This is a genomic window from Variovorax endophyticus (genome assembly GCF_025376855.1).
In the GTDB taxonomy this organism is placed as follows: domain Bacteria; phylum Pseudomonadota; class Gammaproteobacteria; order Burkholderiales; family Burkholderiaceae_C; genus Variovorax.
Genome location: NZ_JAHUTH010000012.1, coordinates 146,821 through 171,953 on the forward strand (window position 1 = coordinate 146,821; position 25,133 = coordinate 171,953).

General features: G+C 71.4%; 25 protein-coding genes and 1 other RNA gene. 9 read left to right on the forward strand and 17 right to left on the reverse strand.

What is annotated here, in order from left to right; all coding sequences use genetic code 11:
- Window positions 1-8 precede the first annotated feature (8 nt).
- Together KV106_RS17665 and KV106_RS17670 are read right to left on the reverse strand one after the other, a co-directional pair.
- The gene (locus KV106_RS17665) at window positions 9-1,484 is read right to left on the reverse strand and encodes a sodium:solute symporter family protein (RefSeq protein ID WP_261211384.1); all 1,476 of its coding nucleotides are present in this window, start codon (window positions 1,482-1,484) and stop codon (window positions 9-11) included.
- The gene (locus tag KV106_RS17670; protein ID WP_057593917.1) at window positions 1,481-1,693 is read right to left on the reverse strand and encodes a DUF3311 domain-containing protein; all 213 of its coding nucleotides are present in this window, start codon (window positions 1,691-1,693) and stop codon (window positions 1,481-1,483) included. Before KV106_RS17670 ends, KV106_RS17665 begins: the two co-directional genes overlap by 4 nt.
- 166 nt (window positions 1,694-1,859) lie before the next feature.
- Here KV106_RS17670 and KV106_RS17675 point away from each other — a divergent pair, with 166 nt between their 5' ends.
- The 3 genes from KV106_RS17675 (at window position 1,860) to KV106_RS17685 (ending at window position 3,941) form a co-directional block, all read left to right on the forward strand.
- Entirely contained in the window at window positions 1,860-2,624 is a 765-nt protein-coding gene (locus KV106_RS17675; protein ID WP_261211385.1) for a GntR family transcriptional regulator, read from the forward strand.
- Between the two features lie 63 nt (window positions 2,625-2,687).
- Window positions 2,688-3,629, forward strand: a complete 942-nt coding sequence (locus KV106_RS17680; protein ID WP_261211386.1) for a DMT family transporter — start codon at window positions 2,688-2,690, stop codon at window positions 3,627-3,629.
- A 3-nt stretch (window positions 3,630-3,632) separates the two neighbouring features.
- Window positions 3,633-3,941 (forward strand): DUF1272 domain-containing protein, encoded by a 309-nt coding sequence (locus KV106_RS17685; protein WP_261211387.1) that lies wholly within the window; start codon window positions 3,633-3,635, stop codon window positions 3,939-3,941.
- Here the strand turns inward: KV106_RS17685 and KV106_RS17690 are convergent.
- Genes KV106_RS17690 through KV106_RS17700 form a run of 3 tightly spaced genes read right to left on the reverse strand, consistent with a single transcriptional unit; the run spans window position 3,938 to window position 6,657 of the window.
- Entirely contained in the window at window positions 3,938-4,312 is a 375-nt protein-coding gene (locus KV106_RS17690; protein WP_261211389.1) for an AtuA-related protein, read from the reverse strand. The genes KV106_RS17685 and KV106_RS17690 overlap by 4 nt on opposite strands.
- A 4-nt stretch (window positions 4,313-4,316) precedes the next feature.
- The gene (locus tag KV106_RS17695; protein ID WP_261211391.1) at window positions 4,317-5,678 is read right to left on the reverse strand and encodes an acyclic terpene utilization AtuA family protein; all 1,362 of its coding nucleotides are present in this window, start codon (window positions 5,676-5,678) and stop codon (window positions 4,317-4,319) included.
- 13 nt (window positions 5,679-5,691) lie between these two features.
- Window positions 5,692-6,657, reverse strand: coding sequence for a Bug family tripartite tricarboxylate transporter substrate binding protein (locus tag KV106_RS17700; RefSeq protein ID WP_261211392.1), 966 nt, complete (start codon window positions 6,655-6,657; stop codon window positions 5,692-5,694).
- A gap of 152 nt (window positions 6,658-6,809) precedes the next feature.
- Here KV106_RS17700 and KV106_RS17705 point away from each other — a divergent pair, with 152 nt between their 5' ends.
- Complete coding sequence (locus KV106_RS17705) at window positions 6,810-7,796, forward strand: LysR family transcriptional regulator (protein ID WP_261211394.1); 987 nt, start codon at window positions 6,810-6,812, stop codon at window positions 7,794-7,796.
- On the opposite strand, the gene KV106_RS17710 is transcribed toward KV106_RS17705, so the two are convergent.
- From KV106_RS17710 to KV106_RS17720, 3 genes are all read right to left on the reverse strand, one after another.
- A complete protein-coding gene (locus KV106_RS17710; protein WP_261211396.1) occupies window positions 7,783-8,772 on the reverse strand; it encodes a Bug family tripartite tricarboxylate transporter substrate binding protein in 990 nt (329 codons plus the stop codon). The two genes, KV106_RS17705 and KV106_RS17710, sit on opposite strands and share 14 nt — an antisense overlap.
- Before the next feature lie 11 nt (window positions 8,773-8,783).
- Window positions 8,784-9,863, reverse strand: coding sequence for an adenosine deaminase (add, locus tag KV106_RS17715; protein ID WP_261211397.1), 1,080 nt, complete (start codon window positions 9,861-9,863; stop codon window positions 8,784-8,786).
- A gap of 71 nt (window positions 9,864-9,934) precedes the next feature.
- Window positions 9,935-10,885, reverse strand: coding sequence for a LysR family transcriptional regulator (locus tag KV106_RS17720; RefSeq protein WP_261211399.1), 951 nt, complete (start codon window positions 10,883-10,885; stop codon window positions 9,935-9,937).
- 155 nt (window positions 10,886-11,040) lie between these two features.
- Between KV106_RS17720 and KV106_RS17725 the strand changes: the two genes are divergently transcribed.
- Entirely contained in the window at window positions 11,041-11,919 is an 879-nt protein-coding gene (locus KV106_RS17725; protein WP_261211401.1) for a TorF family putative porin, read from the forward strand.
- Window positions 11,920-11,943: 24 nt separating this feature from the next.
- Here KV106_RS17725 and KV106_RS17730 read toward each other — a convergent pair whose 3' ends face one another.
- Window positions 11,944-12,951 carry a Bug family tripartite tricarboxylate transporter substrate binding protein gene (locus tag KV106_RS17730; protein WP_261211402.1) on the reverse strand — a complete coding sequence of 336 codons (1,008 nt, stop codon included), beginning with the start codon at window positions 12,949-12,951 and terminating at the stop codon, window positions 11,944-11,946.
- Between the two features lie 118 nt (window positions 12,952-13,069).
- On the opposite strand from KV106_RS17730, the gene KV106_RS17735 reads away from it, so the two are divergent.
- The 3 genes from KV106_RS17735 (at window position 13,070) to KV106_RS17745 (ending at window position 16,154) form a co-directional block, all read left to right on the forward strand.
- Complete coding sequence (locus KV106_RS17735; protein WP_261211404.1) at window positions 13,070-14,737, forward strand: MBL fold metallo-hydrolase; 1,668 nt, start codon at window positions 13,070-13,072, stop codon at window positions 14,735-14,737.
- Complete coding sequence (locus tag KV106_RS17740) at window positions 14,734-15,450, forward strand: RNA pseudouridine synthase (RefSeq protein ID WP_261211405.1); 717 nt, start codon at window positions 14,734-14,736, stop codon at window positions 15,448-15,450. The genes KV106_RS17735 and KV106_RS17740 overlap by 4 nt, the downstream gene beginning before the upstream one ends.
- 119 nt (window positions 15,451-15,569) lie before the next feature.
- Window positions 15,570-16,154: a hypothetical protein gene (locus tag KV106_RS17745; RefSeq protein WP_057593928.1), complete on the forward strand. Its 585-nt coding sequence runs from the start codon at window positions 15,570-15,572 to the stop codon at window positions 16,152-16,154.
- Between the two features lie 79 nt (window positions 16,155-16,233).
- Here KV106_RS17745 and KV106_RS17750 read toward each other — a convergent pair whose 3' ends face one another.
- The 8 genes from KV106_RS17750 to KV106_RS17785 form a co-directional block, all read right to left on the reverse strand.
- Window positions 16,234-17,460, reverse strand: a complete 1,227-nt coding sequence (locus tag KV106_RS17750; protein WP_261211407.1) for a multidrug effflux MFS transporter — start codon at window positions 17,458-17,460, stop codon at window positions 16,234-16,236.
- Window positions 17,457-18,944: an efflux transporter outer membrane subunit gene (locus KV106_RS17755; RefSeq protein WP_261211408.1), complete on the reverse strand. Its 1,488-nt coding sequence runs from the start codon at window positions 18,942-18,944 to the stop codon at window positions 17,457-17,459. Before KV106_RS17755 ends, KV106_RS17750 begins: the two co-directional genes overlap by 4 nt.
- Window positions 18,944-19,915, reverse strand: coding sequence for an efflux RND transporter periplasmic adaptor subunit (locus KV106_RS17760; RefSeq protein WP_261211409.1), 972 nt, complete (start codon window positions 19,913-19,915; stop codon window positions 18,944-18,946). The genes KV106_RS17755 and KV106_RS17760 overlap by 1 nt, the downstream gene beginning before the upstream one ends.
- 7 nt (window positions 19,916-19,922) lie before the next feature.
- On the reverse strand, window positions 19,923-20,129 hold the full coding sequence (locus KV106_RS17765; RefSeq protein WP_057593930.1) for a DUF1656 domain-containing protein: 207 nt from the start codon (window positions 20,127-20,129) through the stop codon (window positions 19,923-19,925).
- Window positions 20,126-22,288 (reverse strand): FUSC family protein, encoded by a 2,163-nt coding sequence (locus KV106_RS17770; RefSeq protein WP_261211410.1) that lies wholly within the window; start codon window positions 22,286-22,288, stop codon window positions 20,126-20,128. Before KV106_RS17770 ends, KV106_RS17765 begins: the two co-directional genes overlap by 4 nt.
- Window positions 22,289-22,792, reverse strand: a complete 504-nt coding sequence (locus KV106_RS17775) for a MarR family winged helix-turn-helix transcriptional regulator (RefSeq protein ID WP_371269545.1) — start codon at window positions 22,790-22,792, stop codon at window positions 22,289-22,291. It abuts the gene before it with no gap.
- Between the two features lie 131 nt (window positions 22,793-22,923).
- An RNA gene (rnpB, locus tag KV106_RS17780) (RNase P RNA component class A) lies at window positions 22,924-23,281 on the reverse strand.
- A gap of 33 nt (window positions 23,282-23,314) precedes the next feature.
- Window positions 23,315-24,112: an AraC family transcriptional regulator gene (locus KV106_RS17785; protein WP_261211411.1), complete on the reverse strand. Its 798-nt coding sequence runs from the start codon at window positions 24,110-24,112 to the stop codon at window positions 23,315-23,317.
- A 118-nt stretch (window positions 24,113-24,230) separates the two neighbouring features.
- Here KV106_RS17785 and KV106_RS17790 point away from each other — a divergent pair, with 118 nt between their 5' ends.
- Window positions 24,231-25,127, forward strand: coding sequence for a DMT family transporter (locus KV106_RS17790; protein WP_261211412.1), 897 nt, complete (start codon window positions 24,231-24,233; stop codon window positions 25,125-25,127).
- Window positions 25,128-25,133: the final 6 nt, after the last annotated feature.

Below are 25,133 nucleotides of genomic sequence, written 5' to 3' on the forward strand. Positions count from 1 at the left end.
ATGAAGCATCAGGCGGGTTGCGCCGCGGCCGCGCGCGGCGCCGGGCCCGGCGTGACCAGCGCCACGATCACGAACACCAGCGCGTTGGTCGCGAGCGCCACCAGCCCGGTGTTGAGCGACTTGAAGGCCAGCGGCGCCGTGGGAAACAGCGTAGCGAGGTTCGCGCCGGTGGTCATCAGGAAGCCGAGCACCGCGCCGCCCGCGACGATGCCCGCGAAGGCCGCGTGCTTGTTGCCGAAGGGCTTCTTCATGAGGCTGAACAGCAGCGAGGGCAGCAACTGCGTGAGCAGGCTGGAGGCGAAGATCGCCACCGCCACGATGGTGGTGCCGCCGCGCAGCACGAAGTACACCGCCACCAGCGCGAACAGCGGCAGCACGCCGCGCGCCACGCGCGACACCTGGCGGTCGGTGGCGTGCGGCGCGAAGCCTTCCTTGTAGACGTTCTTGCCGATCACGGTGGAGGCCGTGAGCAGGATCATCGAGCCCGGCACCAGCGCCGTGAGCACGCCGGTGCCGCCGATCACGCCGACGAACCAGGGGTCGAAGCTGTGCTTGACGAGGCCGAACAGGGCCAGGTCGACGTCGGAGCCCTTGAGCCCCGGCACCTGCAGGATGGCCGCGAAGCCGACCAGGAACAGGAAGGCGATCACCACCTGGTACAGCGGCATCAGGATGGTGTTGCGGCGCACCGCGCTCGCGCTGCGCGCGGCATACACCGAGGTGAGGTTGAACGGGTAGAGGTAGTAGCCCAGCGCCGTCAGCAGGATGGTCGAGTTGTACCAGCTGAGGTTGAGGCCCTCCTTCGGGAATTCGAAGAAGCCCGGGTTGGCCGCGTGGATGGCCGTGAACATCGGCGCCACGCCGCCGTAGTAGTGCCACGGCAGGTAGAGGCCGAGGAACACGGCGAGCGCGAGGATGAGCACGTCCTTCACGATGGCGATGCTGGCCGAGCCGTGGATGCCCGAGAACAGGATGTAGCTGACCATCACCAGCGTGCCGATCCAGATCGCCACCGGCGGTGCGATCGAGCCGTAGGAAGCCTCCGAGACGATGATGCCGAGCCCGCGCAGCTGGATGGTCAGCAGCGCGACCATGCCGCCGAGCGCGACCACCGACACCAGCACGCCGAGCGGGCGGCTGTCGTACTTGTGGGCGAAGAAGTCGGAGAACGACACCAGCTTGTGCGCGCTGGCGTAGCGCCACACGGCCGGCAGCATCCAGAAGGCCATGAGGTAGGCCAGCCCGCCATAGGCCAGGATGTAGAAGGCCGGCGAGCCCTTGCTGTACGACCAGCCGCTGGCGCCCAGGAAGGTGAAGGTGGAGAACGATTCGCCCGCCATCAGCAGGAACACCATGATCGCGCCGAGCCCGCGCCCGCCGAGCGCCCATTGCTCGAGGCTCATGGTGCGGCCGCGCCGCGCCAGCACCGCGAGGGCCAGCGCGCCGACCACGAACAGCGCGATCACGCCGAGCGCGGCGTTCATCGCGCGTCTCCCTGCGTTGCGGGTGCGTCGAGGTCGCCTTCGGCGCGGTCGATGACCACCATGATCAGCGAGGTCAGCACCAGCCAGAGCACGTTCCACACCATCAGGAAGGGCATGCCGAGCACGAAGGTGGGCGCGACGGAGGACAGCCAGCCCCCGCTGAAGAAGGCGGCGACCGGCAGCGCGGCCAGCCATTTGGCGGATTTCATGTGTGTCTCCGTTGTCGTGTGTGGTTGTGGATACCTGGAATTTTGGTCAACCATATCATTTTATTTTGGTTAACCAAATTTCCGCGAATGGTACGAAGCGGACGGGGCCGCGTCAATCCGGGGGCTTTCCCCGGGGTGGCGCGACGCAGGCAAAATCCGCCTGCCTATGCCCGCCACCCGCAAGACTTCCGCGCCCGCACCCTCCCCCGAGCCCACCGACGCCGACGGCGCCAACGTGGACGAACGCGTCTATGCCGCCGTCTCCAAGGCGCTGCTCAGCGGCAAGCTGCGGCCCGGCACGCCGCTGCGCGAGCGCGCGCTGGCCGAGGCGCTGGGCTGCACGCGCGGCGCGGTGCGCAAGGTGTTGGCGCGGCTGGGTTCCGAGAAGCGGCTGGTGCTCGAGCACAACCGCGGCGCCTTCGTGCCCAACCCCTCGATCGAGGACATGCGCGGCACCTACCGCGCGCGCCGCATCGTCGAGGCCGGGCTCGTGACCGCGCTGTTCGGCCAGCTCGCGCGCGAGCAGGTGGCCACCCTGCGCAAGCACGTGCAGGCCGAGCAGAAGGCCTTCAAGGAAGGCCGGCGCGAAGACGCCGTGCGCCTGGCCGGCGACTTCCACCTGCTGCTGGCGCAGATGGCGGGCAGCGAGGAACTGCTGTCCTACATCGGGCGGCTGATCGCGAACACCGAGCTCTACAAGGCGCTCTACGACTCGGCCGAGGCCGCGAGCTGCGCGCCGCGCGAACACGAGCAGATCATCGATGCGCTGACCGCCGGCAAGTCGCTCGACAAGGCGCTGGCCGTGGCGCTCGAGCACCTCGACGAGCTCGAGCGGCGCGTGATCGCGGGCGCAGCGGCCGAGCAGGAGACCGACCTCGCGACGCTGCTCAACGGCGGCGCGGAAGACCCGCACCACGGGCACGGCCACTGAGGCAGGCACGTTTCGGCCGCGGCCGAAGTGTCCGCACGCGGCCTTCGCGATGATCGGCGCGCCATGCCGACCGCCACCACCCTCGCCACGTCAGCCAAACCCCAGGCCCCCGCCCTCGAATGGGCGCTGCTCGTGCTGCTCGCCACCTGCTGGGGCGCTTCCTATACCTTCATCAAGATCGGCGTCGCGACCCTTCCGCCGGTCACGCTGATCGCCGCGCGCACGCTGGTCGCGGGCCTGCTGCTGCTGGCCGTGCTGCGGCTGCGCGGCCTGCGACTGCCGCGCGACACGGCCAGCTGGCGCCGCTTCGCGCTGCAGGCCGGCCTCAACAGCGTGCTGCCCTTCACCTTGATCGCCTGGGCCGAACGCAGCGTCGACGCCGGCCTCGCGACCATCCTCAACTCGACCTCGCCGATCTTCATCTTCCTGCTGAGCCTGGGCCTGGCCGGCGCCAAGCGGCCCACGCTGCGGCGGCTGTTCGGCGTGGCGGCCGGGCTGATCGGCATCTGCCTGATCGTCGGTGTGGAGGCGCTCGGCGGCCTCGGCCGGTCGCTGTGGTCCCAGCTCGCGCTGGTCGCGGCCGCGGTCTGCTACGGCTGCGCCGCGATGTTCGGCCGCGTGTTCAAGGGCCTGGACCCGATGCTGCCGGCCGCGGGCTCGCTCGTGAGCGGCGCCGCGCTGCTGCTGCCCGCGAGCCTGCTGATCGACCGCCCCTGGACCCTCGCGCCCTCGGCCGCGTCGCTGGCCGCCGTGCTCGCGCTCGCCGTGGTCTCGACCGCGCTGGCCTTCACGATCTACTTCCGGCTGATCCGCACCCTGGGCCCGATGTCGACCTCCGCCCAGGCCTACCTGCGCGTGCCGATCGGCGTGGCCGTCGGCGTGCTGTTCCTCGGCGAACGGCTCGCGCCCACCGCCTGGGCCGGACTTGCGTGCATCATGGCCGGCGTGATCGCGATGACGCTGCCCGCGCGCGGCGCCATCCCCCTGCCCTTTCTCCGGAGATGACCCATGCTCGAACTCAGGCCCAACTGCGAATACTGCGACAAGGACCTGCCGCCGAACGCGACCGACGCGCGCATCTGCAGCTACGAATGCACCTACTGCGCCGACTGCGCGCAGCACGTGCTGCACGACGTCTGCCCCAACTGCGGCGGCGGCTTCGCGCCGCGGCCGATCCGGCCGGCGACCGAAAGGCGGCCCGGGGTGTTCCTGGGCAAGCAGCCGGCGTCGGTGCAGCGCAAGCATCTGAAGTGGGAGCGCGACACGCTCGCGGATTTCATCGCCTCGGTGCAGGCGATTCCGCCGTCGCAGCGCTAGGGCGACGCGCCCGTCGCGGCAGGCAAGGCCGGAAACCGCCGCCGCACCAACCGCTCGATGTCCGGCGGCACCTCGATGTCGATGCGCAGGATCACGCTCGACATGGCCTTGCCGTAGTTGTCCAGCGCGAGCGTGCGCGAGACGCCGCCGGCCAGGGCGCCGTGCAGCACGAAGTTCATGCCGTGGATGTTGTCGGCCACGTGGCGGTCCACGCGCTCGGCCACCTTGTAGAAGGCCTTGACCTTCTCGGCCGTCAACTGCTCGACCAGGTACGGATGGAACGCGGGCTCGTAGGCGAACACGCCCACGTTGAAGATGTTGCCCTTGTCGCCGGAACGGCTGTGCGCGAGGTAGCGAAGCGGGATCTGCATGGTCTCAGCTTTCGATGGTTTCGAGCCTGAAGTCGATCGCGTCGCGATCCACCAGGGTGGACCACACGCCGATGACCTCGCGCGTGCGGTCGTTGAACGGCAGGCGCTTGCCGGTCGCGGCGATGCCCGACACAGCCATGCCGTCGACCTCGCCGCCGATCTTCTCGGCCATCTCGCGCGTGCGGGTGCGCGCGCAGACGCGCACCGCCACCTCGTAGGGCTCTTGGTCCATGGGCGGCGATGCCTCGCGATGCACGGCGTTGACGCCCAGGTAGTCGATGCGCAGTTCCTGTGCCTCCAGCCCGACCATGCGGAAGCGCTCCTCGAGCATGCGCTTGGCCAGCTCGGCGCGCGCCATCGCGCCCGGCCCCGCGTAGAAGAACCAGTCCTCGCCGATGAAGCCCTCCTTGCAGCCCATCGACACCTTGAGCGTGCGCGGCCGCGCGCGGCCGGTGGCGCCGCTGAAGCGCACGCGGTCCTCGCCGATCTCCTCGACGCGCGCGGTCAGGAAATTCACCACCACGTCGGGCGTCAGGTACAGCGACGGGTCGTGCACCTCGTAGAACATCTGCTCTTTCACCGTGCGCGCATCGACGCGCCCGCCGGTGCCCTGCACCTTGGTGATCACGGCATCGCCGTTGGCCGACACCTCGGCGATCGGCAGGCCGAGGTTCCAGGGATCGGGCACGTCCTTGAAGCCGGGATCGCTGAAGTAACCGCCGGTCACCTGCGCGCCGCATTCCAGCAGGTGCCCGATGGCCGAGCCCTGGGCGATCAGGTCGACGTCGTGCGGCGACCAGCCGAAGGCATGGATCATCGGCGCGAGGAACAGCGAGGGATCGGCGACCCGCCCGGTGATCACGATCTGCGCGCCCTCGTCGAGCGCCTGGACGATGCCGTCGGCGCCCGCATAGGCCTCGGCCGAGATCAGGCCGGGGCGCAGCGTCTCGAGCGCGACGCCGCTCTCCATCACCGTGTCGGCGAGTTCGAAGATGCGCTGCGTCAGGTCGTCGCCCACCACGGCGGTGATCCGCACGTTGCGTTGGCCGAGCTCGGCGCAGATGCGCGCGGTGGCCTCGGCCGCGGCCACGGGATGGATCCAGCCGCCGTTGGTGATGATCCGCGTGCCCTGCGCCAGGCAATGCGGAAGCACGCGGCGCATGCGCTCCTCGAGCAGGGTCTCGTAGCCCGCGAAGCCCGGGTCGGCGCGCTTGCGGGCCTGGGCGAAGGACACGGTCGCCTCGGCCATGGTCTCGAAGCACAGGAAGTCGAGTTGCCCGAGCTTGGCGCTGACGACCGCCGGCTCGATCCGGTCGCGCCACCATCCCGAGCCGCAGCCGATGCGCACGCTGGTCTTGTTCCTCATCGCGTCTTCTCCCTCAATCGATCCGGATGCCCGCATCCCTGATGACGCGCGCCCACTTCTGGTCCTCGGCCTTCAGGTAGGCGGCGAACTGCGCGGGCGTGTTGCCCACCGGGATCGCGCCCCAGCCGCTCAGCTTCTGCCGCACGTCCTGCATGTCGAGCGCGGCCCTCACGCCCTGGTTCCAGGCCTCGATGGCCGCGGGCGGCGTGCCCTTGCGCGCGAGCAGTCCGAACCATGCATTGACCTCGTAGCCCGGGAACCCCGCCTCCGCGAAGGTCGGCACCTCGGGCAGCGCCGGCACGCGCTGGCTGGTGGTGACGGCCAGCGCGCGCACCTTGCCCGCATGGATCTGGGGCAGCGAGGCCGGCAGGTTGTCGAACATGGTGTCGACGTGGCCGCCGAGCAGGTCGGTGATCGCCGGGGCCGAGCCCGGGTAGGGCACGTGCATCAGCTGCACCTTCGCGAGGCTGTTGAACAGGGCACCCGACAGATGGGGCGAGCCGCCATTGCTGGTCGAGGCGAAGCTCACGCCGCCGGGCCTGGCCTTCTCGGCGGCCACGAGGTCCTTGAGCGACCTGAACGGCGACGCCGCGCCCACCACCAGCACGTTCGGCGTGTTCACCACCAGCGTGACCGGATCGAAGTCGGTATAGGCCACGCGGATCGACTTGTTGAGGTAGGGGTTGGTGATGGTCGAGAAGGTGCCCATCAGCACCGTGTAGCCATCGGCCGGCTGGTTCAGCACGGCCTGCGCACCGATGGTGGTGGCACCGCCCGGACGGTTCTCGACCACCACGGGCTGGCCGAACGAGGCGCCGAGCTTCTCGGCCAGCAGGCGCGCCACCAGGTCGGTGGTGCCGCCGGGCGGCGTCGGCACCACGATGGTCAACGGCTTGGCGGGAAAAGGCGCCGCGAGCGCGGCGCCGGCCGACATCGCGGCCCAGGCGGCCGCGGCCAGCCACCGGTGCAGGATCTTCATCTGTCGTCTCCGTTTCGTTGTTCGGGCCGCTGCATTCCCGCGGTCGTCGGTCTCGATACTGACCGGGCCGCCCTCGGCGCGCCAAGCGAAAGTCGGGCACTTCAGCTGTGAAGAATATTCACCGTGCCCGGCGCCGGGCCTACGATGGTGCAATGGAGAAACGACCGAACCAGATCGACCGGCTCAGCGACGTGGCGCTGTTCGTGCGGGTGGCGGAGCGCGGCAACTTCTCGATGGCGGCCAAGGACTGGCACCTGTCGCCCTCGACCGTCAGCAAGCTGGTGGACCGCCTCGAGGGGCGCCTGAAGGTGCGGCTGTTCGACCGCACGCCGCGCGCCGTGACCCTGACGCCCGCGGGCCGCATCTTCTACGGCAAGGCGCTGGCATTGCTCGAAGCGGCCGAGAGCGCGCAGAGCGCCGTCATGCAGGAACACGACGACGTGCGGGGAATGCTGCGCGTGCATGCGCCGCCCGTGTTCGCGCGGCACGACCTTGCGCGGCTGCTGCCGGACTTCCTGGCCCGCCATCCGCAGGTGCGGGTCGAGCTCTTCGTGGGCCTCGACACACCCAGCCTGATGCAGCAGGGCCTCGACGTGCTGATCCACTCGGGCCATCTGCCCGATTCCTCGATGGTGGCGCGGCAGCTGTCGACCGTGCGCTGGATCGTCTGTGCCTCGCCCGCCTACCTCGCGCGCTACGGCACGCCGCGGCGGCCCGAGGACCTGCTGCGGCACAACTGCCTCAACTTCGTGGGCCGCGAGGCCTGGAACCACTGGCAGGTCGGCGGGCCCGAGATGCCGCGGGAACAGCTCGCGATCGGCAATGTCTCGGCCAGTGACGGCGGCGTGCTGCTGGAGATGGCGCGCGGCGGCGCCGGCATCGCGCGCCTCGGCGACTTCCACGTGCGCGCCGACATCGACAGCGGCCGCCTGGTTCCGCTCTTCCTGAGCGAGGCCTTCGAGGAGGTGCCCGTGCTCGCGGCCTACCACCACCGCAAGCACCTGAGCGCGCGCATCCAGGCCTTCGTCGACTTCATGGCCGAGGCGCTGGAGGCGCGCAACCGGGACATGGATGCGTGGCTGGCGGCGCTCGGCGGATCGGCGGGGCGCTCCGCTCCCGACGCCGCTACTCGGCCTTGATGTTCCCCTTCGCGACGATCGCGCCGAACTTCGCATCCTCGCCCTTCAGGAAGGCCGCGAACTCCTTCGGCCCCGCGCCCAGCGGCGTGACGCCGCCCTCCTCGAAATTCCTGCGCACGCCCGGGTTCGCGAGCACCTGCGCCAGCGCGGCATGCAGCTGCGCGACGATCTGCGGCGGCGTTCCCTTGGGCGCGAAGATGCCCTGCCAGACCGACACGTCGGCGCCGCGCCATGCGGGCACGCTGGCCAACGGCAAGGCTTCGGGCATGGCGGCCGAGGCGCTCTCCGCCATCACGCCGTACACGCGCAGCTTGCCCGCGCGTGCCTGCTGGATGACCATCGACAGCGGCAGCACGGCGAGGTCGAGCTGGTTGCCGCTGAGGTCGCTCACGATCTGCACGCCGGTGCGGTACGGCACATGGACCATGTCGACGCCGCCGCGCTGCTTGAGCAGCTCGCCGCCCAGGTGCAGCGAGGTGCCGACGCCCGAGCTCGCATAGCTGTACTTGCCGGGCGCGGCCTTGAGGTCGGCATACAGCGCCTCGCTGGTCTTCGGCTGCAGCGCGGGCTTGCCCACCAGCGCCAGCGGCTGGGCGCCGAGCAGCGTGACGGGCACGAGGTCGGCGAGGCCGTCGTAGCGCACGGTGGAAGGCGTCACCATCTTGGCGATGACGACGGTGCTCTCGACCGACAGCAGCAGGGTGTAGCCATCGGGCCTGGCGCGCACGGCCTTCTCGGTGCCGATGACGCCGCCGGCGCCCGACACGTTCTCGATCACCACCGGCTGCCCGAGCCGCGTGGCGAGCTCGGGCGCGATCCAGCGCGCCATGACGTCGACGTTGCCGCCGGCACCGTAGGGCACGATCAGGGTGATCGGGCGCGCGGGCCAGGCGGGCTCGGCGATGGCAGCGGTGGTGCAGGCAGCGAAGGCCAGGGCCGCGAGCAGTGCGCGGCGGCGTGCGGTGTCGAGGTGCATCGTGGGATCCTTCAGTCGCGGTTCGTTTCCAGGGGAGCAGCCTGCTCGCGCTCGAGCGCGGCGATCTCGCGTTCGAAGTCGGCGCGCAGGTTGCGCTTCGCGTCGTCGTCGAGCCAGCAGGCGTCGACGCCCGCGAGGCTGAAGGCGCGCGCCTGCTCCCAGCCCCAGCCGCCGCCCTCGAGCACGGTGGCGTAGGTGTGGCTGAGGTCGGTGTGGAACATCGCGGGGTCGTCGGTGTTGAGGCTGACCGGCAGGCCCGCGTCGACCATGCGCTTCACGCTGTCGAGCCGCCGCCGCTGGTTGCGCACCACGCTAGTGATGCCGCAGACGCAGAAATGCACGCCGCGGTCGCGCGCGCGCCGCAGGCCGTCGTCGCTGGCGAGCAGGTTGTAGCCATGGTCGAGCCGGTCGCAGCCCAGCAGGTGGATGCAGTCGTCGACGTTGGAAGGCGGCGCCTCCTCGAGCGTCTGGTTGTCCTCGCAGACATGGGCGGTGCGCTGGAGGCCGGCGCGGCCCGCGCGCTCGAACAGGGCCGCGAAGCTGGCGGGCGGGCCCGCGCGCTCGGGGCCGTCGAGGCCCACGCCGACGACCAGGTCGGAGCGCAGGCCGAGGATGTCGTCCATCGCGCGCTCGGCGCTGTCGCGCGGCAGGCCGCGGTCGAAGGAGGCGATCAGCAGGCCCGAGCAGCCGAAGTCCTGCCGCGCGGCGCGCAGGCCGGCCACCAGCCCCTCGACCTGCACGCGGTACGGCACGCCCGTGGGCATGAAGTACTGCGGGTTGAAGGACAGCTCGACATGGCGCGCGTTGCTGCTGCGCGCGGCGTCCTCCACGGCCTCGTAGGCCACGCGCTCGAAATCGGCGCTGCTGCGCACCGCCTGCGCCGCGATGCGCAGCACGTCGATGAAGTCGTAGAAGTCGCGGTAGCTGTAGAGCGTGTCGACCGGGCGCGGCAGCGGCAATTCGTACTGGCGCGCGAGCGCGACCAGCGTGGCCGGGCGCAGGGTGCCGGCCATGTGGAAATGCAGGTCGGTCTTGGGCAGCCGGGCGAGCAGGTCCGGACGGACCGGCGCGGGAGAGGAAGGGGTGGACATGGACGGCGACGATAGCCACGCCCACCGCCCGCGCCCAGCACAGCGCTGTGCAGCAGGTTATGACAGCGCCGTCATGACCTGGGCCGGTGCGCCAGCTCGCGCGCGGCCGCCGTCAGCTCGCCGCGCAGCCAGCGCATGGCCTGGTTCTTGTGCGTGCGCTCGTGCCACACGAGGCGGTAGCGGTGCGGCTTGATCTTCGCGGGAAAGGGCACGATCGCGAGCGGGTACTGGCGCGCGAAGTCCTCGGCCAGCAGGCGGCCGGTGGTGAACACGAGGTCGGTGCGCGCGAGGATGGCCGGCGCCATGCCGAGGAACTGGGTGTGCATCGCCGTGTGGACCGACACGCCGAGCTCGGCCAGCTGCGCATCGATGATGGTGCCCTGCCCCGGCACGTGCTCGAGCGAGGACAGGTGGCGCGCGCGCCGGTAGTCGTCGAGCGTCATCGGCGCCCTGGCCAGCGGATGGCCCTCGCGCACCAGGCAGACCATGGGCTCGGTCAGCAGGCTGGCGGCGCGCAGGTGGCCGGGCAGCTCGGGCCAGATGGTGATGACCATGTCGACCTCGCCGTCGGCGAGCTGGCGGTAGTGCTCGAAGCGCGAGCCCAGGCCGCGGATCACCACGTCGCACTCGGGCGCCTGGCGCGCCACGCGCTCGGCGACGTCGGCGAAGAACTGGCGCGGCAGGAAGTCGTAGGTCGCGATGCGGAAGCTCTGGCGCAGCTCGCGCGGCTCGACGGGGCCGGCCTCGGCGGTCAGCAGCGACATGTCGGCCAGGATGCGCCGCGTGGGCGCGGCCAGCGCCTGCGCGCGCTCGGTCAGCACCATGCGGTTGCCCACGCGCACCAGCAACTCGTCGCCGGTGAGCTGGCGCAGCACCTTGAGGTGGCGGCTCAGCGCGGACTGCGCCACGCCGAGCTTGGCCGCGGCCTGCGACACGCTGGCCTCGCTCAGCAGCACGTGGAGCGAGCGCAGCAGCGATTCATCCAGTCGGCGGTCATGCTCGCCGGTGTCGGGCAGGGACATGGTGTTCGGATCGAAGAGGAATGGAACGTCTGCGGGCCAGCGATTCTGCCCGCCCGCCGCATGCGCGATTTTTGCGCCGCGGCCCGAAGTCTTTACACGGCTTTGATACGCCCCCTCCTACGCTGTCGCTCTTCCTTCATCCCCGAGCTCTCTCGATGCAACGATCGATCCGCGCCGCCTCCTCGGCACTCGCCCTCCCCACCCTGATTGCCGCCGCCTTCGCGCTGCCTGGCGCGGCCTTCGCGCAAGCGGCCGGCGATGCACCGGCACCGGCCGCCTCGCCGGTCACGGCCAACATCGCGCTGACCACGAACTACAAGTTCCGCGGCCAGGACCAGGACATGCTCGGCCGGAACGACTACGCCAAGACCCGCGGCGCCAAGCCCGCCATCCAGGGCGGCTTCGACTACGCCTTCGGCGACATCGGCTTCTACGTCGGCAACTGGAACTCCAGCGTCAACTGGCTCCAGGGCAACAGCGTCGAGGTCGACCTGTACGGCGGCTACAAGTTCAAGGCCGGCCCGCTGGACATGGACGTCGGTGCGCTGACCTACATCTACCCGGGCAACACCGCCGGCAACACCACCGAGCTGTACGGCGCGGCCACCTATTCGAACGAAACCTTCGGCTCGTTCACGGCCAAGTACTCGCACACGGTGTCGAAGGACTACTTCGGCTTCGCCGGCAACAAGCTGGGCTCGGGCCTCGAGGGCACCAACACCGGCTACCTGAACCTGTCGTACAGCAAGGAGATCCTGCCCAAGGTGACGCTCAAGGCCGCGGTGGGCTACACGGCCCTGTCGAGCGACATCCGCAGGAACACGCCCTACAAGAGCTATGTCGACTACAACGTGGGCGCCAGCTACGACTTCGGCGGCGGTCTCACGCTCGCCGGCTCGGTGCAGGGCGCGAACCAGAAGAACGCCTTCAACGCCGCGGCCGGCCCGCTGTACGACTTCGGCTTCTACACCGTGCAGCAGGTCTACTCGCCGAACAAGCCGCGCTTCATCCTCACGCTGGCCAAGACGCTCTGACGAAGACGCCGGCGGCCCTCGGCATCAATCGATGCTGATGTTCGCCGTCTTCGCGACCTCCGCCCACTTCACGCGGTTGTCGTGCACCGTCTTCCTGAACTGCGCGGGCGTCTCGATGCGGATGGTGTTGCCCTGGCTCTCGAACTTCTCGCGGATCTCGGGCTGCTCGAGCACCGTCTTCACGGCGGCGTTGAGCTTCTCGACGATGCGCGCGTCGGTGCCCTTGGGCGCGAAGATGCCGAACCAGATCGAGCTGTCGAAGCCCTGGGTGCCCGGCAGGCCGCTCGATGCGATGGTGGGCACTTCCTTCACCGCGGCCACCGGCGTGGCGGTGGTCACGCCGAGCAGCCGCACCTTGCCGGCCTTGTAGTGCGGCAGGATGGTCTGGACCTGGTTCATGATGCAGCAGGTCTCGCCGCGCACCACCGAGGTGATGGCCTCGGGGCCGCCCTTGTAGGGCACGTGGACCATGTCGAGCCCGAGCCGCGCATTGAACTCGGCGAAGGCCATGTGGGTGCCGGCGCCGTTGCCGGTGGAGGCGTAGTTGTACTTGCCGGGGTTGGCCTTGACGAGCGCGACGAACTCCTTGAGCGTCTTCACGTTGATCACGTCGGGATTGATCGTGAGCACGTTCGACACGTCGAGCACCGGCGCCACCGGCACGAAGTCGGCCTCGACGTCGAAGGGCAGCTTCTTGTAGAGCGCGGCATTGCTGCCGTGGGTGGCGGCGGTGCCGAACGAGAGCGTGTAGCCGTCGGGCTTCGCGTGGGCCACGTACTCGCTCGCGATGTTGCCGGCCGCGCCGGAGCGGTAGTCGATGATCACGGGCTTGCCGAGCTGGCGCGTCAGCGGGTCCTGGATGGTGCGGGCCACCACATCGACGCCGGAGCCGGCGGGAAAACCCATGATCAGCGTTACGGGCTGTTGCGGCCAATCGGCCTGTGCATGCGCCACGGGCGCGATCGACGCGCACAATGCAGCGGCCGTCAGCAGCGCGCGCAGGTGCCGGCTCGGGAAGTGGAAAGGGGGCATGGCGGTGGTCCTCGGTTCGGGCGGTGCAGGCCCGGATTCTGGCGCGATGCTCATACCCGCTTCGGCATGTGCTTATGCGCGACACACCTCCGGCGCGCCGCCTCTCCATAATCGCCCCATGGTTCGTCCCACACAACTCATCCATCCCCAGCGCGAACCGGTGGCGGTGCGCGCCGCGGCCACCGTGCTGCTTCTGCGCGATACCGCGTCCGGCATCGAGGTGCTGATGACGCGCCGCTCGGCCAAGGCCAGCTTCGCGCCCGGCGCCTACGTCTTTCCCGGCGGCCACATCGACGCGGCCGACGAGGTCGCCGCGCGCACGGCCGCGCGCCGCCCCACGCAGAGCCCGCTGCAGGCCACGCAGGCGGTGGCCGCGATCCGCGAATGCTTCGAGGAGCTCGGCGTGCTGCTCGCGCACCATGCCGACGGCCGCCCGGCCGGCGCCGAGGACATCGCCGCGATGGACCGCGACGGCCACGCGGCCGTGCCCTTCGCCGAGCAGTGCGCGGCGCGCGGGCTGGTGCTCGAGGCCGACCGCGTGTTCACCTTCGCGCACTGGATCACCGACCGCGACCTGCCCAAGCGCTTCGACGTGCCCTTCCTGGTGGCGCGCATGCCCGAGGGGCAGGAGCCCTCGGCCGACGAGAGCGAGCAGTTCGAGCCGAGCTGGGTGCGCCCGGCCGATGCACTCGCGCGCCACGCGGCCGGCAGCTTCTTCATGATCTTCCCGACCGTGCGCACGCTGCAGCGCATGGCCTCGTACGCGAGCGTCGATGCGGTGCTGGCGGCCTGCGCGAGCGAGCAGCCGCTGTGGACCAGTTGCCCGCGCGGCGGCTTCGTCAACGGCCGCGACGAGCGCTACATGGAGAACGACCCGCCCTTCGGCGAGCTCGCGCTGGTCTGCCCCGACGGCCAGATGCTGCACTCGCTCGACTGGAAGAGCGATGCACCGGTGGCGCTGCTGAAGAACGTGCAGCGCCTGACCGCGCCCAACCCGGGCGCGATGACCGGCCCGGGCACCAACAGCTACATCGTGGGCGACGCGGCCACCGGCCACATCGTGATCGATCCGGGCCCGAACGACCCCGCCCACATCGAGCGGCTGTGGCAGGCCGCCAGGGGCGACATCCGCATGATCGTCTGCACGCATTCGCATGCCGACCATTCGCCGGGCGCGGCGCCGCTGCAGGCGCTGGCCGGCGCCGCGAAGCCGCCGATCCTGGGGCTGTCGTCGGCGCCCACGGCGCGCTCGAGCGCGCGCTTCTCGGCCGAGCGCGAGCTGGCCGACGGCGAGCGGCTGGTGCTCGCGGGCACCGATGCCGAGGGCCAGCCGCTCACGCACACGCTGCGCGTGATCCACACGCCGGGCCACGCGGCCAATCACCTGTGCCTGGTGCTCGAGGAGGACGGTCTGCTGTTCTCGGGCGACCACATCCTCAACGGCAGCACCACGGTGGTCGATCCGCCCGACGGCGACATGACGGCCTACCTCGATTCGCTCGACAAGCTCGACGCGAACTGCGAGGCCGGCGGCGTCGAATTCATCCTGCCCGCGCACGGCCACGTGATCGGCTTCGCGCGCACGGCCATCGCCTACCTGAAGGCGCACCGCCTCAAGCGCGAGGCCAAGATCGCGGCCGCCATGCAGAAGCTGCCCGAGGGCACGCCCGAGCAATGGCTGCCGCTGGCCTACGACGACGTGCCCGAGCGGCTGTGGCCGGTGGCCGCGCGCTCGCTGGCGGCGCACGTGGCGCGCATCCGGCAGCAGGCGGCCGTCGGCTCATGAGTGCGCAAGACAGGCACGACGCCGAGGGCATCCGCCTCGCCAAGCGCGTGGCCGCGCTCGCGGGCTGCTCGCGGCGCGAGGCCGAGCTGCTGATCGAGAACGGCGCGGTGCGCGTCGACGGCCAGCCGGCACTGCTGCCGCAATCGCGCGTGCAGCCGCACCAGCAGGTGGAGATCGAGGCGGGCGCGCGGCCCGAGCCGGTGCTGCCGGTGACGCTGCTGCTGCACAAGCCGGCCGGCCTGCGCATCGAGCAGGCGCACACGCTGCTGGTGGCCGCCAACCTCGCGCCCGCGCACGGAATGCCGCGCTTCCTGCCCGCGCATGCGCGCGGCCAGCACTGCATGACGCCGCTGGAGACCGGCGCCAGCGGCCTGGTGGCCTTCACGCAGGAATTCCGCATCGAGCGCAAGCTGCACGAGGACGCCGCCGTCATCGAGCACGAGATCATGGTCGACGTGGCCGGTGCCGTGTCGCCCGAGCAGCTCGCGCGCTTCGAGCGCACGCCCGCGCGTGTGAGCATCGGCCGCCAGACGCCCGAGCAGACCGGGCTGCGCTTCGCGCTCAAGGGCGCGCAGCCGGGCCAGGTCGCGCACCTGTGCGACCGCATGGAGCTGCGCATCCTCGCGATGCGCCGCATCCGCATCGGACGCGTGCCGCTGGCCGGCCTCGCGCCCGGCCAGTGGCGCTACCTCGCGCCGCAGGAACGCTTTTGACGCCCCCGAAGAAGAAGAAAGAAGAACGGGAAGCCGGCGCGCTTCCACCCTCGCACCGCATGTTCGCGGCCTGCTTTTTCAGCCAGCGGCTTCGCGCCGCCGACAGGAGACCCCAAGCCATGAAGTCCGGATCGATTCCCGCCACCGAGGCCGCGCCCTTCCCGCGCCGCCTGCCCGCCACGGTGGCGGCCCTCGCCCTCGCCTCGCTCGGCGGCTGCTCGGTGTTCGAGCCGCTGATGCCCGCGCCCCCGCCGCCGCCGGCTCCCGCGCCGCCGCCCATCGTGTCGAGGGACGGCCTGGCGCCGATCACCGAGGACCAGGTCGAGCGCATTCGCGAGCAGATCGCCGCCAAGCCGCCGACCCCGGCCGTGGGCCGCGTGGTGCGCAGCGCCTCGCCGACCATCGAGTCCTTCCTGCGCACCGAGGGTTGCATCACCGCGCGCAACGGCGCGGTGCTCAACCCCTTCGCGGCGCCGGGCCGGCTGTTCGACGCCCAGGGCTTCCAGGGCGGGCCGATGGCGCAGATGCAGTACCACGACAAGACGGCCTGCGTGACCGTCAAGCGGATCCAGAACTGGAAGATGGTGTCGCCGAAGCTGCTGCGCTTCGACGTGGTCTACGTGGGCGACGACGGGGAGGAGCGTTCGGTGAAGCGGCACGAGCTGGTGCGGCAGCCGAAGGGCGGGTGGTTGTTCGCGAAGTGAGCCCGTCACCGTTCAGGCTGAGCTTGTCGAAGCCTTGCGCGAGGCTTCGACAGGCTCAGCCCGAACGGGTGGGAATGGCTCAGCCCGAATGAGCTGAAACGGGCACCACCTTGCGCTGCGACCGCAGCGCCACCGCGAACGACAGCTGCGCCACGATCCCCGCCCCCGCGAGCACCAGCGCCGAGGCCAGCGCGGGATTGCGGTGCCCCATGCCCGCGAGCGCGGTGCACAGCGCGCCCACGGCCATCTGCGTGAAGCCGTAGAGGCCCGAGGCCGAGCCGATGATCTGCGGGTTGACGCCGATGGCCTGCGTGAGCGCGGCCGGCGAAGCCATGCCGACGCCGACGGTGAACAGGAACATGCTGGCCACGATCAGCGGCACCGACAGCCGGTCGGTGAGCGCGGCGCCCAGCAGCACGAAGGCCGCGAGCACGCTGAGCGCGTTGGAGCGGATCATCAGCCGGTCGACGCGCACGCGCGCGATCAGGTGGCTGGTGAGGAAGCTGCCGAGCCACACGCCCGAGACCAGGATGGCGAGGTAGATGCCGGCCTCGTGCGCGGGCCGGTGCAGCTGGTCGACGAAGATGAACGGCGCCGAGGCGACGAAGGCATACATCGAGGTGGTGGCGCAGCCGCCGCCGACGGAGAAGCCGAGGAAGGCCGGCGAGCGCAGCAGGCGCGCGTAGTTGCGCGCGAGCGCGGGCGCGCTGACGGCGGCGCCGGGCCGGCCGGTCTCGGGCAGCAGGCGCCAGGTGAACAGCAGGCCGACGATGCCGAGCGCGAACAGGCCGTAGAAGATCGAGCGCCAGCCCAGGGCGGTGGCGAGCGCGCCGCCGACCAGCGGCGCGATGCTCGGGCCCACGGTCACCATCAGGTTCATCAGCGCGAGGCGGCGCGTGGCCTCCTGCGGCTCGGCGGTGTCGCGCACGATGCTGCGCCCGAGCACCAGGCCCGCGCAGCCGCCCATGGCCTGGAACAGCCGCGCCGTGATCAGCGCATGCACCTCGGGCGCGAGCGCGGCGGCCAGGCCGGCGGCGGTGTAGAGGGAGAGGCCCGCGAGCAGCACCGGCCGGCGGCCGAAGCGGTCGGCCAGCGGGCCGTACACCAGCTGCCCGACGGCCAGGCCGAAGATGTAGAGGCTCACCGTCATCTGCATCTCGCCGATGCCGGCACCGAGGCTGCGCGCGGCGATCGGCAACGCGGGCACGAAGATGTGCATGGCCAGGGTGCCGCTGAACGTGACCAGCGCGAGCAGCCACAGCGGCGCGTGCGCGGCGCGCGGCACGGGAATGGCGTTCGTGCTCACTGCTTGCGTGCCTCGCTGCCGGTGGCGGCGAGCCGGTCGCCGTCGTCCGTCTCCCAGCCGCCGCCGAGCGCCATGAACAGCACGATCTGATCGTCCGACAGCTGCGCCTCGCTGGCCGCCAGCGCGGCATCGCTCGCGGCCAGCGCACGCTCGGCATCGAGCGCGTCGAGGTAGGCGGTGCGGCCGTTGCGGTAGAGCTGGCGCGCCTGCGCGGCGACGGTGGCGCTCTCGTCGCGCGCGGCCTGCAGCGCGGCGCGGCGGTCGAGCTCGCGCGCGTAGTTGCCGAGCGCCGACTCGGTCTCGCGCAGCGCGGTGAGCACGGTGCCGTCGAACTTCGCGAGCGCCGCGCGCGTGCCGGCCTCGGCCTGTGCGATGCGGGCCTGCGCGATGCCGGTGTTGGGCACGGTCCACGAGATCAGCGGGCCGAGGCTCCAGCCGAAGGTGCCCTTGCGGCCGAAGTCCTCGGCCGGGCCGGCCGACGAGGCCGACAGGCCCAGGGTGATCTTCGGATAGAGGTCGGCCGTGGCGACGCCGATGCGCGCGGTGGCCTGGGCCAGGCTGCGCTCGGCCTGGCGGATGTCGGGCCGGCGGCGCAGCAGCGCGGCGCCGTCGCCCACCGGCACGGTGCCGGCCACGCGCGGCGGCACGGCACAGTCGGCGAGCTCGCGCGGGAAGTCCTGCGGCAGTTCGCCCGTGAGCGTGGCGAGGCGGTAGAGCGCGTTCTGGCGCTCGGCCACGAGCGGCGGCAGCGCGGCCGTGAGCTGCTGCAGCTGCGCGCGGGCACGGCCGGTGTCGAGCGCGCCGGCACGGCCGGCCTCGTGCAGCTTCGCGGTGACGTCGACCGCCTCCTGCTGCAGCCGCACCGATTTCCGCGCGATCGACAAGCGCAGGCCGGTGGAGCAGGCCTCGGCATAGGCACGCGCGGTGCCGGCCGCGACGTTCACGCGCACCAGGTCGAGCGCGGCCGCGGCCGACGCGGTGCCGGCCTCGGCGGCCTCGGCGGCGCGGCGGATCTGGCCGAACAGGTCGACCTGGTAGGACAGCGACAGGCCGCTGCTGTAGTTGAAGCGGTCCGGCGGCTCGTAGTCCTTCTGCAGCAATTGCAGGCCCGAGACATGGCCGAACGAGGGTCCGCCGTTCACGCCGATGACAGGACGCTTGCCGCCGGCCACCTCGGCCTCGATGGCGCGCTCGCGCTCGAGGTTGGCGACCGCCTGGCGCAGATCGGTGTTGTGCGCGAGCGCCTGCTCCACCAGCCGGTCGAGCCGCGGGTCGCGGTACAGCCGCCACCAGTGCGGCGGCAGCGGCACGGCCTGCAGGCCGGCGGCGGGATCGGCTTCGGCGAAGGGCCGGCCGGCCGCGGGCTGGCTCGCGATGGCCTCGTCGGGCTGGCGGTAGTCGGGGCCGACGCTGCCGCAGGCCGCGAGCGCCGCGGCGGCGGCCAGCGCGGCGATGCGCAGCACGGCGCGGGATGCGTTGGTCATCATCCTTCCTTCCTGGCGCCGGCCTTGGTCTCGGCATCGGCGGCGGTCTTCTCGCGCTGCGCCTCGGCCTGCTCGAGCACCTGCACCGTCACCGTCTGGCCCGCCACCAGCCGCGCACCCGCAGGCAGCGGATCGAGCTTCACGCGCACCGGGATGCGCTGCGCGAGCCGCACCCAGTTGAAGGTGGGATTCACGCTCGGCAGCAGGTTGGCGCTGGTCGAGCGGTCGCGGTCGGCGATGCCGGCGGCCACGCTCTCGACGGTGCCGCCGAGCACCGCGCCGCCGCCCATCGGCATGACGTGCACGCGGTCGCCGAGGTGGATGCGCGGCAGCTTGGTTTCCTCGAAGTAGCCCTCGACGTAGAAGGAGCGCGCATCGACCAGCGCGAGCACCGGCCGGCCCGCGGCCGCGTAGCTGCCCTGGCGCAGGTCGAGGTTGGTGACCAGGCCGTCGGCCGGCGCGCGCACCTCGGCGCGCTGCAGGTTCAGCCGCGCCGAATCGAGCGCGACCTCGGCCTGCGCGACGGCGGCGCGCGCCTGCTCGACACGCGCGCGGGTCTGTTCGCGCGCTTCCTGCGAGACCAGCGCCTCGAGCCCCGCGTTGCGCGCGTTCTCGCGCTGGGCCTGCGCGCTCATGGCGCGTTGCGCGGCGAGCGCGGCCTGGGCCTGGCGCACGGCCAGGTCGTAGCGCGCGCGGTCGACCTCGAACAGCAGGGTGCCGGCGGCCACCGACTGGTTGTCCTGCACCGGCACGGCCGTGACCAGGCCCGAGACGTCGGGCGCGATCTGGACCACGTTGGCCCGCACGCGGCCGTCGCGCGTCCAGGGCGCGAGCTCGTAGTGGTCCCAGAGGCGGAAACCCGCCCAGACGGCGGCGGCCACCACGGCCGCGGTGACGAGGATGCGCAGCGCGCTGGCGGGCCAGGTGCGGGCGCCGGCCTTGTTGTTGTCGTTGGATGTGTTGGCGGTCATGGTGTGGTCATTGCAGGGAGGTCGTGGCGCGGCTCAGCGCATAGAGCAGCAGCAGGTAGAGCGCCATGTCGAACAGGGCCGGGTGCCAGACCCAGCGGTAAAGGCCGGTGGCGGCCAGCAGCCGGCGCACGCCCCACAGGGCCAGCAGCGCGGCGCCGGCCAGCAGCATCAGCCAGGGCACGTAGAGGCCGTAGAAACTCGCTTCGCCGATCATCGGGACACTCCTTGCGCGGGAACTGGAACAGCGGAGGCCGCGCGCATCGGCGGTGCCTCCGGAAAGAGATTGCGGCGCAGCCCCACCAGCGCGGTGACGGCCGAGCGCGCGTCGGCACTCGACGCACCCGCGGTGCCGAGCATCGAGGCCAGCGCCTCGTCGATGCGCGCCAGCAGGCTCGCGGGCCGCGCGGCCACGCGGCCACCGGCGCGCTGGCGGAAGAAGCGCGCGATGTCGCCGAGCAGCGCGCTCGCCGAGGCCAGCGGCAGTTGCGCGCGCACGCGCTGCAGCGCATCGATGTCGGCGCCCATGCGCAGGTCGCGCAGCGCGTCGTCGGCGGCCACGCCCTCGATGCGGCCGCCGGCCTGCGCGATGCGCGGTGCCAGCAGGCCGATGCGGTCGAGCATGCGCACCGCGTAGGCGTCGCCGGGCACGCCACGGCGCTGGGCCGACGGCGACAGGCTCGCGGGCGTGGCCGCGGCCGCGCCGGCCATCTCGCCGAGCTCGCGCCAGGTGGCGCGCTGGATGCGGCGCGCGCTCCAGTCGGCGCCCACCGAGCGCACCAGCCGCGTGACGAAGGCCGCGGCCACCACGCCGAAGACCTGGCCCAGCATGCTGTTGATGAAGCTCACGATGTCGGCGGTGGCGGTGTCGTGCATCGCCAGCGTGCCCGCGACGCCGAACAGCAGCGCCATCGCGGCCATGAAGTAGGCCGGCCGGGCCATGTACAGGCCCAGTGCCAGGAACACCGGCGCGCAGACCGCGACCAGCATGCCGAAGTCGTGCACCAGCGGCAGCAGCACCAGCACGTAGAGCGCGGAGATCGGGATCGACCACAGCGTCCACTTGAGGAAGCCCTGGATCGCGGGCACCGGGTCGTCCATGGTGGCGAAGAAGCAGCAGAAGACCGCGGCCATCATGGTGGCGGCCGAGCCCATCGACCAGCCGGTGAGGATCCAGAACGCGCCGCACAGGCAGATGGCGAGCACGGCCGCGAGCGCCGACAGCAGCGCCATGCCGCGGTCGAGGTGCAGCACGCGGTTGCCGAGCGCGGCGACGCGGCGCGGCGGCACCGCGCCCTTCAGGCCGTCGTCGATGTCGGCGCGCAGCCGCGCGCAGGCGCGCCAGCCTTCGACCAGTTCCTCGAGCCGGCCCGCGAGCGCGATGCGCAGCGCGCGGCCCCAGGGGGAGATGGAGGCGCCGGGTCGCGTGGCGGCGAGCGTGGCAAGGGTCGCGCGCAGGGCCTGCAGGCGCGCATCGTCCGAAGTGCCGGCGCCCTCCTCGCGCAGCCACTGCCCGGTCTGCGCGAGCAGCGCGGCCACGTCGGGCGCGATGGCGCCCTCGGCCTGCTCGAGCGCGAGCAGCCGGTCCTCCACCGCCGACAGCGCGGGCGTGAGCGCGGCCACGCGGTCCTGCATCGCGCGGATCGCGCCGGCGGTCCAGCGCAGGTGCGTGGTGTCGAAGGGCACATGGGTCGACAGGATGCGCAGCTGCGTGATGTCGCCCGCGAGGCGGCGCCGGTCGTCGGCCAGGCGCTTCGGGTCGGCATCGGCGCGGCGCGCGGGCGTGCCCGTGGCGCTCGCGGGCGGCTGCAGCAGGTCGCCCAGCCACTTGCGCGCGTCCTGCAGGGTGCGGTCGAGCAGGCCCAGCACCGTGGGGCCCATGCCGGCCGGCAGCACCAGGCTGTGCAGCAGCGTGGCGCAGAAGATGCCCAGGCCGATCTCCTCGACGCGCGCGACGGCGGTGTCGAACAGCGCCTCGGGCGCCTGCACCGAGGGAAAGCCGATCAGCGCGGCGGTGTAGCCCGCGAGCATGAAGACATAGGAGCGCGGCGTGCGGTCGAACAGCGAGATGCACAGGCACAGGCCGACCCACAGCGCGAGCACCAGCGTCAGCAGCTCGGGCGCGTTCGACAGCGCGGGCACCAGCAGCACGGTGGCGGTGCTGCCGATCAGCGTGCCGCAGAAACGGTAGACCGCCTTGGAGCGCACCGCACCGGCCAGCGGATGGGCCACGACGTAGGTGGTCATCAGCGCCCAGAACGGACGCGGCAGGCCGGCGCGGCTGGCGAGGTACATCGCGAGCATCGCGGCGGCGAAGCTCTTGGTGGAGAAGACGATCTCGGCGCGGCTGAAGCGCGGCAGGCTCAACGAGGGCATCTAGCGTCGCCCCTCGGCCGGTGCGCCGCGGCCCAGCCGTTCCTCGAGCACCGCGAACACGCGCAGGCAGGCCGCGAGGTCCTCGTCGGACACGCCCTCGAACAGCCCGGCGCGCATCAGGCTCAGCGCGGCCTCGATGGGTTCGCAGGCGGCCTCGCCCGCGGGCGTGAGATGCAGGGTCTTGGCGCGGCGGTCGGCCGGGTCCTCGCGGCGCTCGACATAGCCGGCCTCCACGAGCTGGTCGAGCGAGCGCACCAGCGAGGGCCCCTCGATGCCCAGCGCCTCGGCCAGCACGCCCTGGCGCACGCCCTGCTCCATGCGGCCGATCATCACCACCGGCCAGGCCAGGGTCTGCGACAGGCCCACGTGCGCGACCGCCTTGTCGGCGGCGGCGCGGTAGCCGCGCTGCAGGGTCGAGAACTGCATGCCGAGCTTCATCAGCGCGGCTTCGCGCGCTTCCTTTTTCTTCTTCCGGCCGGCGGGCGGCGTGACCGGTTCGGCCATGGCAAGGCTCCCAATTAGTTAGCTTGCTATCGATTATACGGGTTTACCCCAGATCGTGCCGGCCATGCCGACAGGCGGGTCATGCACCGCCCGGCATGACCCGACGAAGAACGTTGGGGGAAGAAATAAAAGTGTGAAGCGCGCCGATAAGCCGGATTCTGTGCACCGGACATCTCTTGCGAAATGCCCGGCGTGACCGCCATTACTCTGGGCCGTCTGTCGCCAGACGGCTCGATGCCACCTACCCGCCAGCTCAGCGGAACCACCTCGATACTGGCCTACTTGGTGTTGCTGCGCGCAGAGATTGCCCGTTTCACCCGAACTGAATCGGCTCGTCTCTGTTGCTCTGATCCTCACCTCACGGTGGAGAGCCGTTAGCTCCTGCGCTGTCCTGTGCAGTCCGGACGTTCCTCCAGTGCGGTCTTTCGACGCGGTGCCCGAAGGCATCGCCCCTTTCGGGCTTGCACCAGCGGCGGTCTGGCACGCTTCACGGGGCGGATTATCGCCGCTTCGCGCACGCCCTCATCCCGCGATGCCGCAGAACTCCCGCCGGTACTGCTCCGGCGTCGTGCCCGCCTCGCGCTGGAACATCGCGATGAAGGCCGAGGCCGTGCTGTAGCCGAGGTCGAAGGCGATCTCCTGCACCGTGCGGCCGGCCTCCAGCGCGTCGATGGCGCGCAGGAAGCGCAGCCGCTGGCGCCAGTCGCCGAAGGACATGCCGAGTTCGCGCTGGCACTGGCGCGCGAGCGTGCGCTCGGTCATGTGCACGCTCGCGGCCCACTCGGCCAGCGAGCGGTGGTCGCCGGGCTCGGCCTGCAGCGCCTCGAGCACGCCCACCAGCGCGGGCGAGGCCGCGGCCGGCAGGTAGCAGCGCAGCACCTCGGCGCGCGCGAGCTGGTCGACCACCACCTGCGCGAGCCGCAGGTCGGCCGGCGTGACGGGCTCGTTCACATCGCGCGCGGCGAAGTCGGCCAGCACGCTGCGGACGATCGGGCTGATGCGCACGGTGCAGGGCTGCGCGGGCAGCTCGGCGCACAGCGCGGGCACGATGTAGACGGTGCGGTAAACGACGGCATGGCGCAGCGTGCAGCTGTGCACCACCCGCGGCGGGATCCACACCGCGTACTGCGGCGGCGAGAGGAAGCGCAGGCCCTCGGCCTCCATCTGCATGGTGCCGTGCGCGGTGTAGTTGAGATGGCCCCAGCTGTGGCTGTGCGGCGCGGCCAGGGTGTCGGCGCCGAATTCGTCCCAGTTGAAATAGAACGGGCCGGCCTTGTGCTCCACGTCCTGGATCGACAGGTAGCGCGCGCGATCGGCCATGGCGAGTCGGTTCCTCGAAAGAGCGTCCGGAATTCCGGACCGGTTGTCCTGATCGAGCTATATGCCGCAGGACGGACGCACCGATGATAGCCCCGCCTCCTCCTGAAAGTCCTGTCCCATGTGGCCCTATGCCTTCCCCCTGCTCGCCGTCGTCATCTGGTCGGGCAACACCGTCGTCAGCAAGATGGCGGCCGGCACCATCGCGCCGGCCGAGATCAGCTTCTACCGCTGGCTGCTCGCGGCCCTGCTGTTCACGCCGCTGGCGCTGCGCCCGGTGCTGCGCAACTGGCGCGCGATCCGCCCGCAGCTGGGCCGCATCGCGGTGCTCGGCCTGCTGGGCATGGTGGTCTACCAGAGCCTGGCCTACTACGCGGCCTACATGACCACGGCCACGCACATGGGGATCATCGGCTCGCTCACGCCGATGATGGTGCTGGCGCTGTCGATCCTGCTGCTGGGCCAGCGGCTCACGGCCGGCGCGGTGGCGGGCTCGCTGGTGTCGATCGCGGGCGTGGCGGTGGTGGTGTCCTCGGGCAACCTCGGCACGCTGCTCGAGAGCGGCGCCAACCTGGGCGACGGCCTGATGCTGCTGGCGATGCTGGCCTATGCGGTCTACGTGATCCTGCTCAAGCGCTGGGGCATGAAGGAAGTGCCCGCGCTGCAGCTGCTCTACCTGCAGATCGTGTGCGCGGTGATCGTGCTGCTGCCGCTGTACCTGCTGACGCCGCGCATGGGCCTGTCGGCCGCCAACCTGCCGCTGATCGGCTTCGCGGGCCTCGGCGCCTCGATGCTCGCGCCGCTGGTGTGGATGCACACGGTGGCCCACATCGGTCCGAGCCGCGCGAGCATGTTCTTCAACCTGATCCCGCTGTTCACCGCGCTGATCGCGGCGGCGGTGATCGGCGAATCGCTCGCGGCCTATCACGCGGTCGGCGGCGTGCTGACGGTGGCCGGCGTGCTGCTGGCCGAGCTGTGGAAGGCGCCACTGCGGCGCCCGGTGCTGGCCGGGTCCTGAGGCGCC

What these genes read in the sequence shown, in the direction of transcription:
- KV106_RS17665 (WP_261211384.1), bottom strand. Translation starts at nt 1,484, where the DNA reads ATGAACGCCGCGCTCGGCGTGATCGCGCTGTTCGTGGTCGGCGCGCTG.
- KV106_RS17670 (WP_057593917.1), bottom strand. Translation starts at nt 1,693, where the DNA reads ATGAAATCCGCCAAATGGCTGGCCGCGCTGCCGGTCGCCGCCTTCTTC.
- KV106_RS17675 (WP_261211385.1), top strand. Translation starts at nt 1,860, where the DNA reads ATGCCCGCCACCCGCAAGACTTCCGCGCCCGCACCCTCCCCCGAGCCC.
- KV106_RS17680 (WP_261211386.1), top strand. Translation starts at nt 2,688, where the DNA reads ATGCCGACCGCCACCACCCTCGCCACGTCAGCCAAACCCCAGGCCCCC.
- KV106_RS17685 (WP_261211387.1), top strand. Translation starts at nt 3,633, where the DNA reads ATGCTCGAACTCAGGCCCAACTGCGAATACTGCGACAAGGACCTGCCG.
- KV106_RS17690 (WP_261211389.1), bottom strand. Translation starts at nt 4,312, where the DNA reads ATGCAGATCCCGCTTCGCTACCTCGCGCACAGCCGTTCCGGCGACAAG.
- KV106_RS17695 (WP_261211391.1), bottom strand. Translation starts at nt 5,678, where the DNA reads ATGAGGAACAAGACCAGCGTGCGCATCGGCTGCGGCTCGGGATGGTGG.
- KV106_RS17700 (WP_261211392.1), bottom strand. Translation starts at nt 6,657, where the DNA reads ATGAAGATCCTGCACCGGTGGCTGGCCGCGGCCGCCTGGGCCGCGATG.
- KV106_RS17705 (WP_261211394.1), top strand. Translation starts at nt 6,810, where the DNA reads ATGGAGAAACGACCGAACCAGATCGACCGGCTCAGCGACGTGGCGCTG.
- KV106_RS17710 (WP_261211396.1), bottom strand. Translation starts at nt 8,772, where the DNA reads ATGCACCTCGACACCGCACGCCGCCGCGCACTGCTCGCGGCCCTGGCC.
- add (WP_261211397.1), bottom strand. Translation starts at nt 9,863, where the DNA reads ATGTCCACCCCTTCCTCTCCCGCGCCGGTCCGTCCGGACCTGCTCGCC.
- KV106_RS17720 (WP_261211399.1), bottom strand. Translation starts at nt 10,885, where the DNA reads ATGTCCCTGCCCGACACCGGCGAGCATGACCGCCGACTGGATGAATCG.
- KV106_RS17725 (WP_261211401.1), top strand. Translation starts at nt 11,041, where the DNA reads ATGCAACGATCGATCCGCGCCGCCTCCTCGGCACTCGCCCTCCCCACC.
- KV106_RS17730 (WP_261211402.1), bottom strand. Translation starts at nt 12,951, where the DNA reads ATGCCCCCTTTCCACTTCCCGAGCCGGCACCTGCGCGCGCTGCTGACG.
- KV106_RS17735 (WP_261211404.1), top strand. Translation starts at nt 13,070, where the DNA reads ATGGTTCGTCCCACACAACTCATCCATCCCCAGCGCGAACCGGTGGCG.
- KV106_RS17740 (WP_261211405.1), top strand. Translation starts at nt 14,734, where the DNA reads ATGAGTGCGCAAGACAGGCACGACGCCGAGGGCATCCGCCTCGCCAAG.
- KV106_RS17745 (WP_057593928.1), top strand. Translation starts at nt 15,570, where the DNA reads ATGAAGTCCGGATCGATTCCCGCCACCGAGGCCGCGCCCTTCCCGCGC.
- KV106_RS17755 (WP_261211408.1), bottom strand. Translation starts at nt 18,944, where the DNA reads ATGACCAACGCATCCCGCGCCGTGCTGCGCATCGCCGCGCTGGCCGCC.
- KV106_RS17760 (WP_261211409.1), bottom strand. Translation starts at nt 19,915, where the DNA reads ATGACCGCCAACACATCCAACGACAACAACAAGGCCGGCGCCCGCACC.
- KV106_RS17765 (WP_057593930.1), bottom strand. Translation starts at nt 20,129, where the DNA reads ATGATCGGCGAAGCGAGTTTCTACGGCCTCTACGTGCCCTGGCTGATG.
- KV106_RS17770 (WP_261211410.1), bottom strand. Translation starts at nt 22,288, where the DNA reads ATGCCCTCGTTGAGCCTGCCGCGCTTCAGCCGCGCCGAGATCGTCTTC.
- KV106_RS17775 (WP_371269545.1), bottom strand. Translation starts at nt 22,792, where the DNA reads ATGGCCGAACCGGTCACGCCGCCCGCCGGCCGGAAGAAGAAAAAGGAA.
- KV106_RS17785 (WP_261211411.1), bottom strand. Translation starts at nt 24,112, where the DNA reads ATGGCCGATCGCGCGCGCTACCTGTCGATCCAGGACGTGGAGCACAAG.
- KV106_RS17790 (WP_261211412.1), top strand. Translation starts at nt 24,231, where the DNA reads ATGTGGCCCTATGCCTTCCCCCTGCTCGCCGTCGTCATCTGGTCGGGC.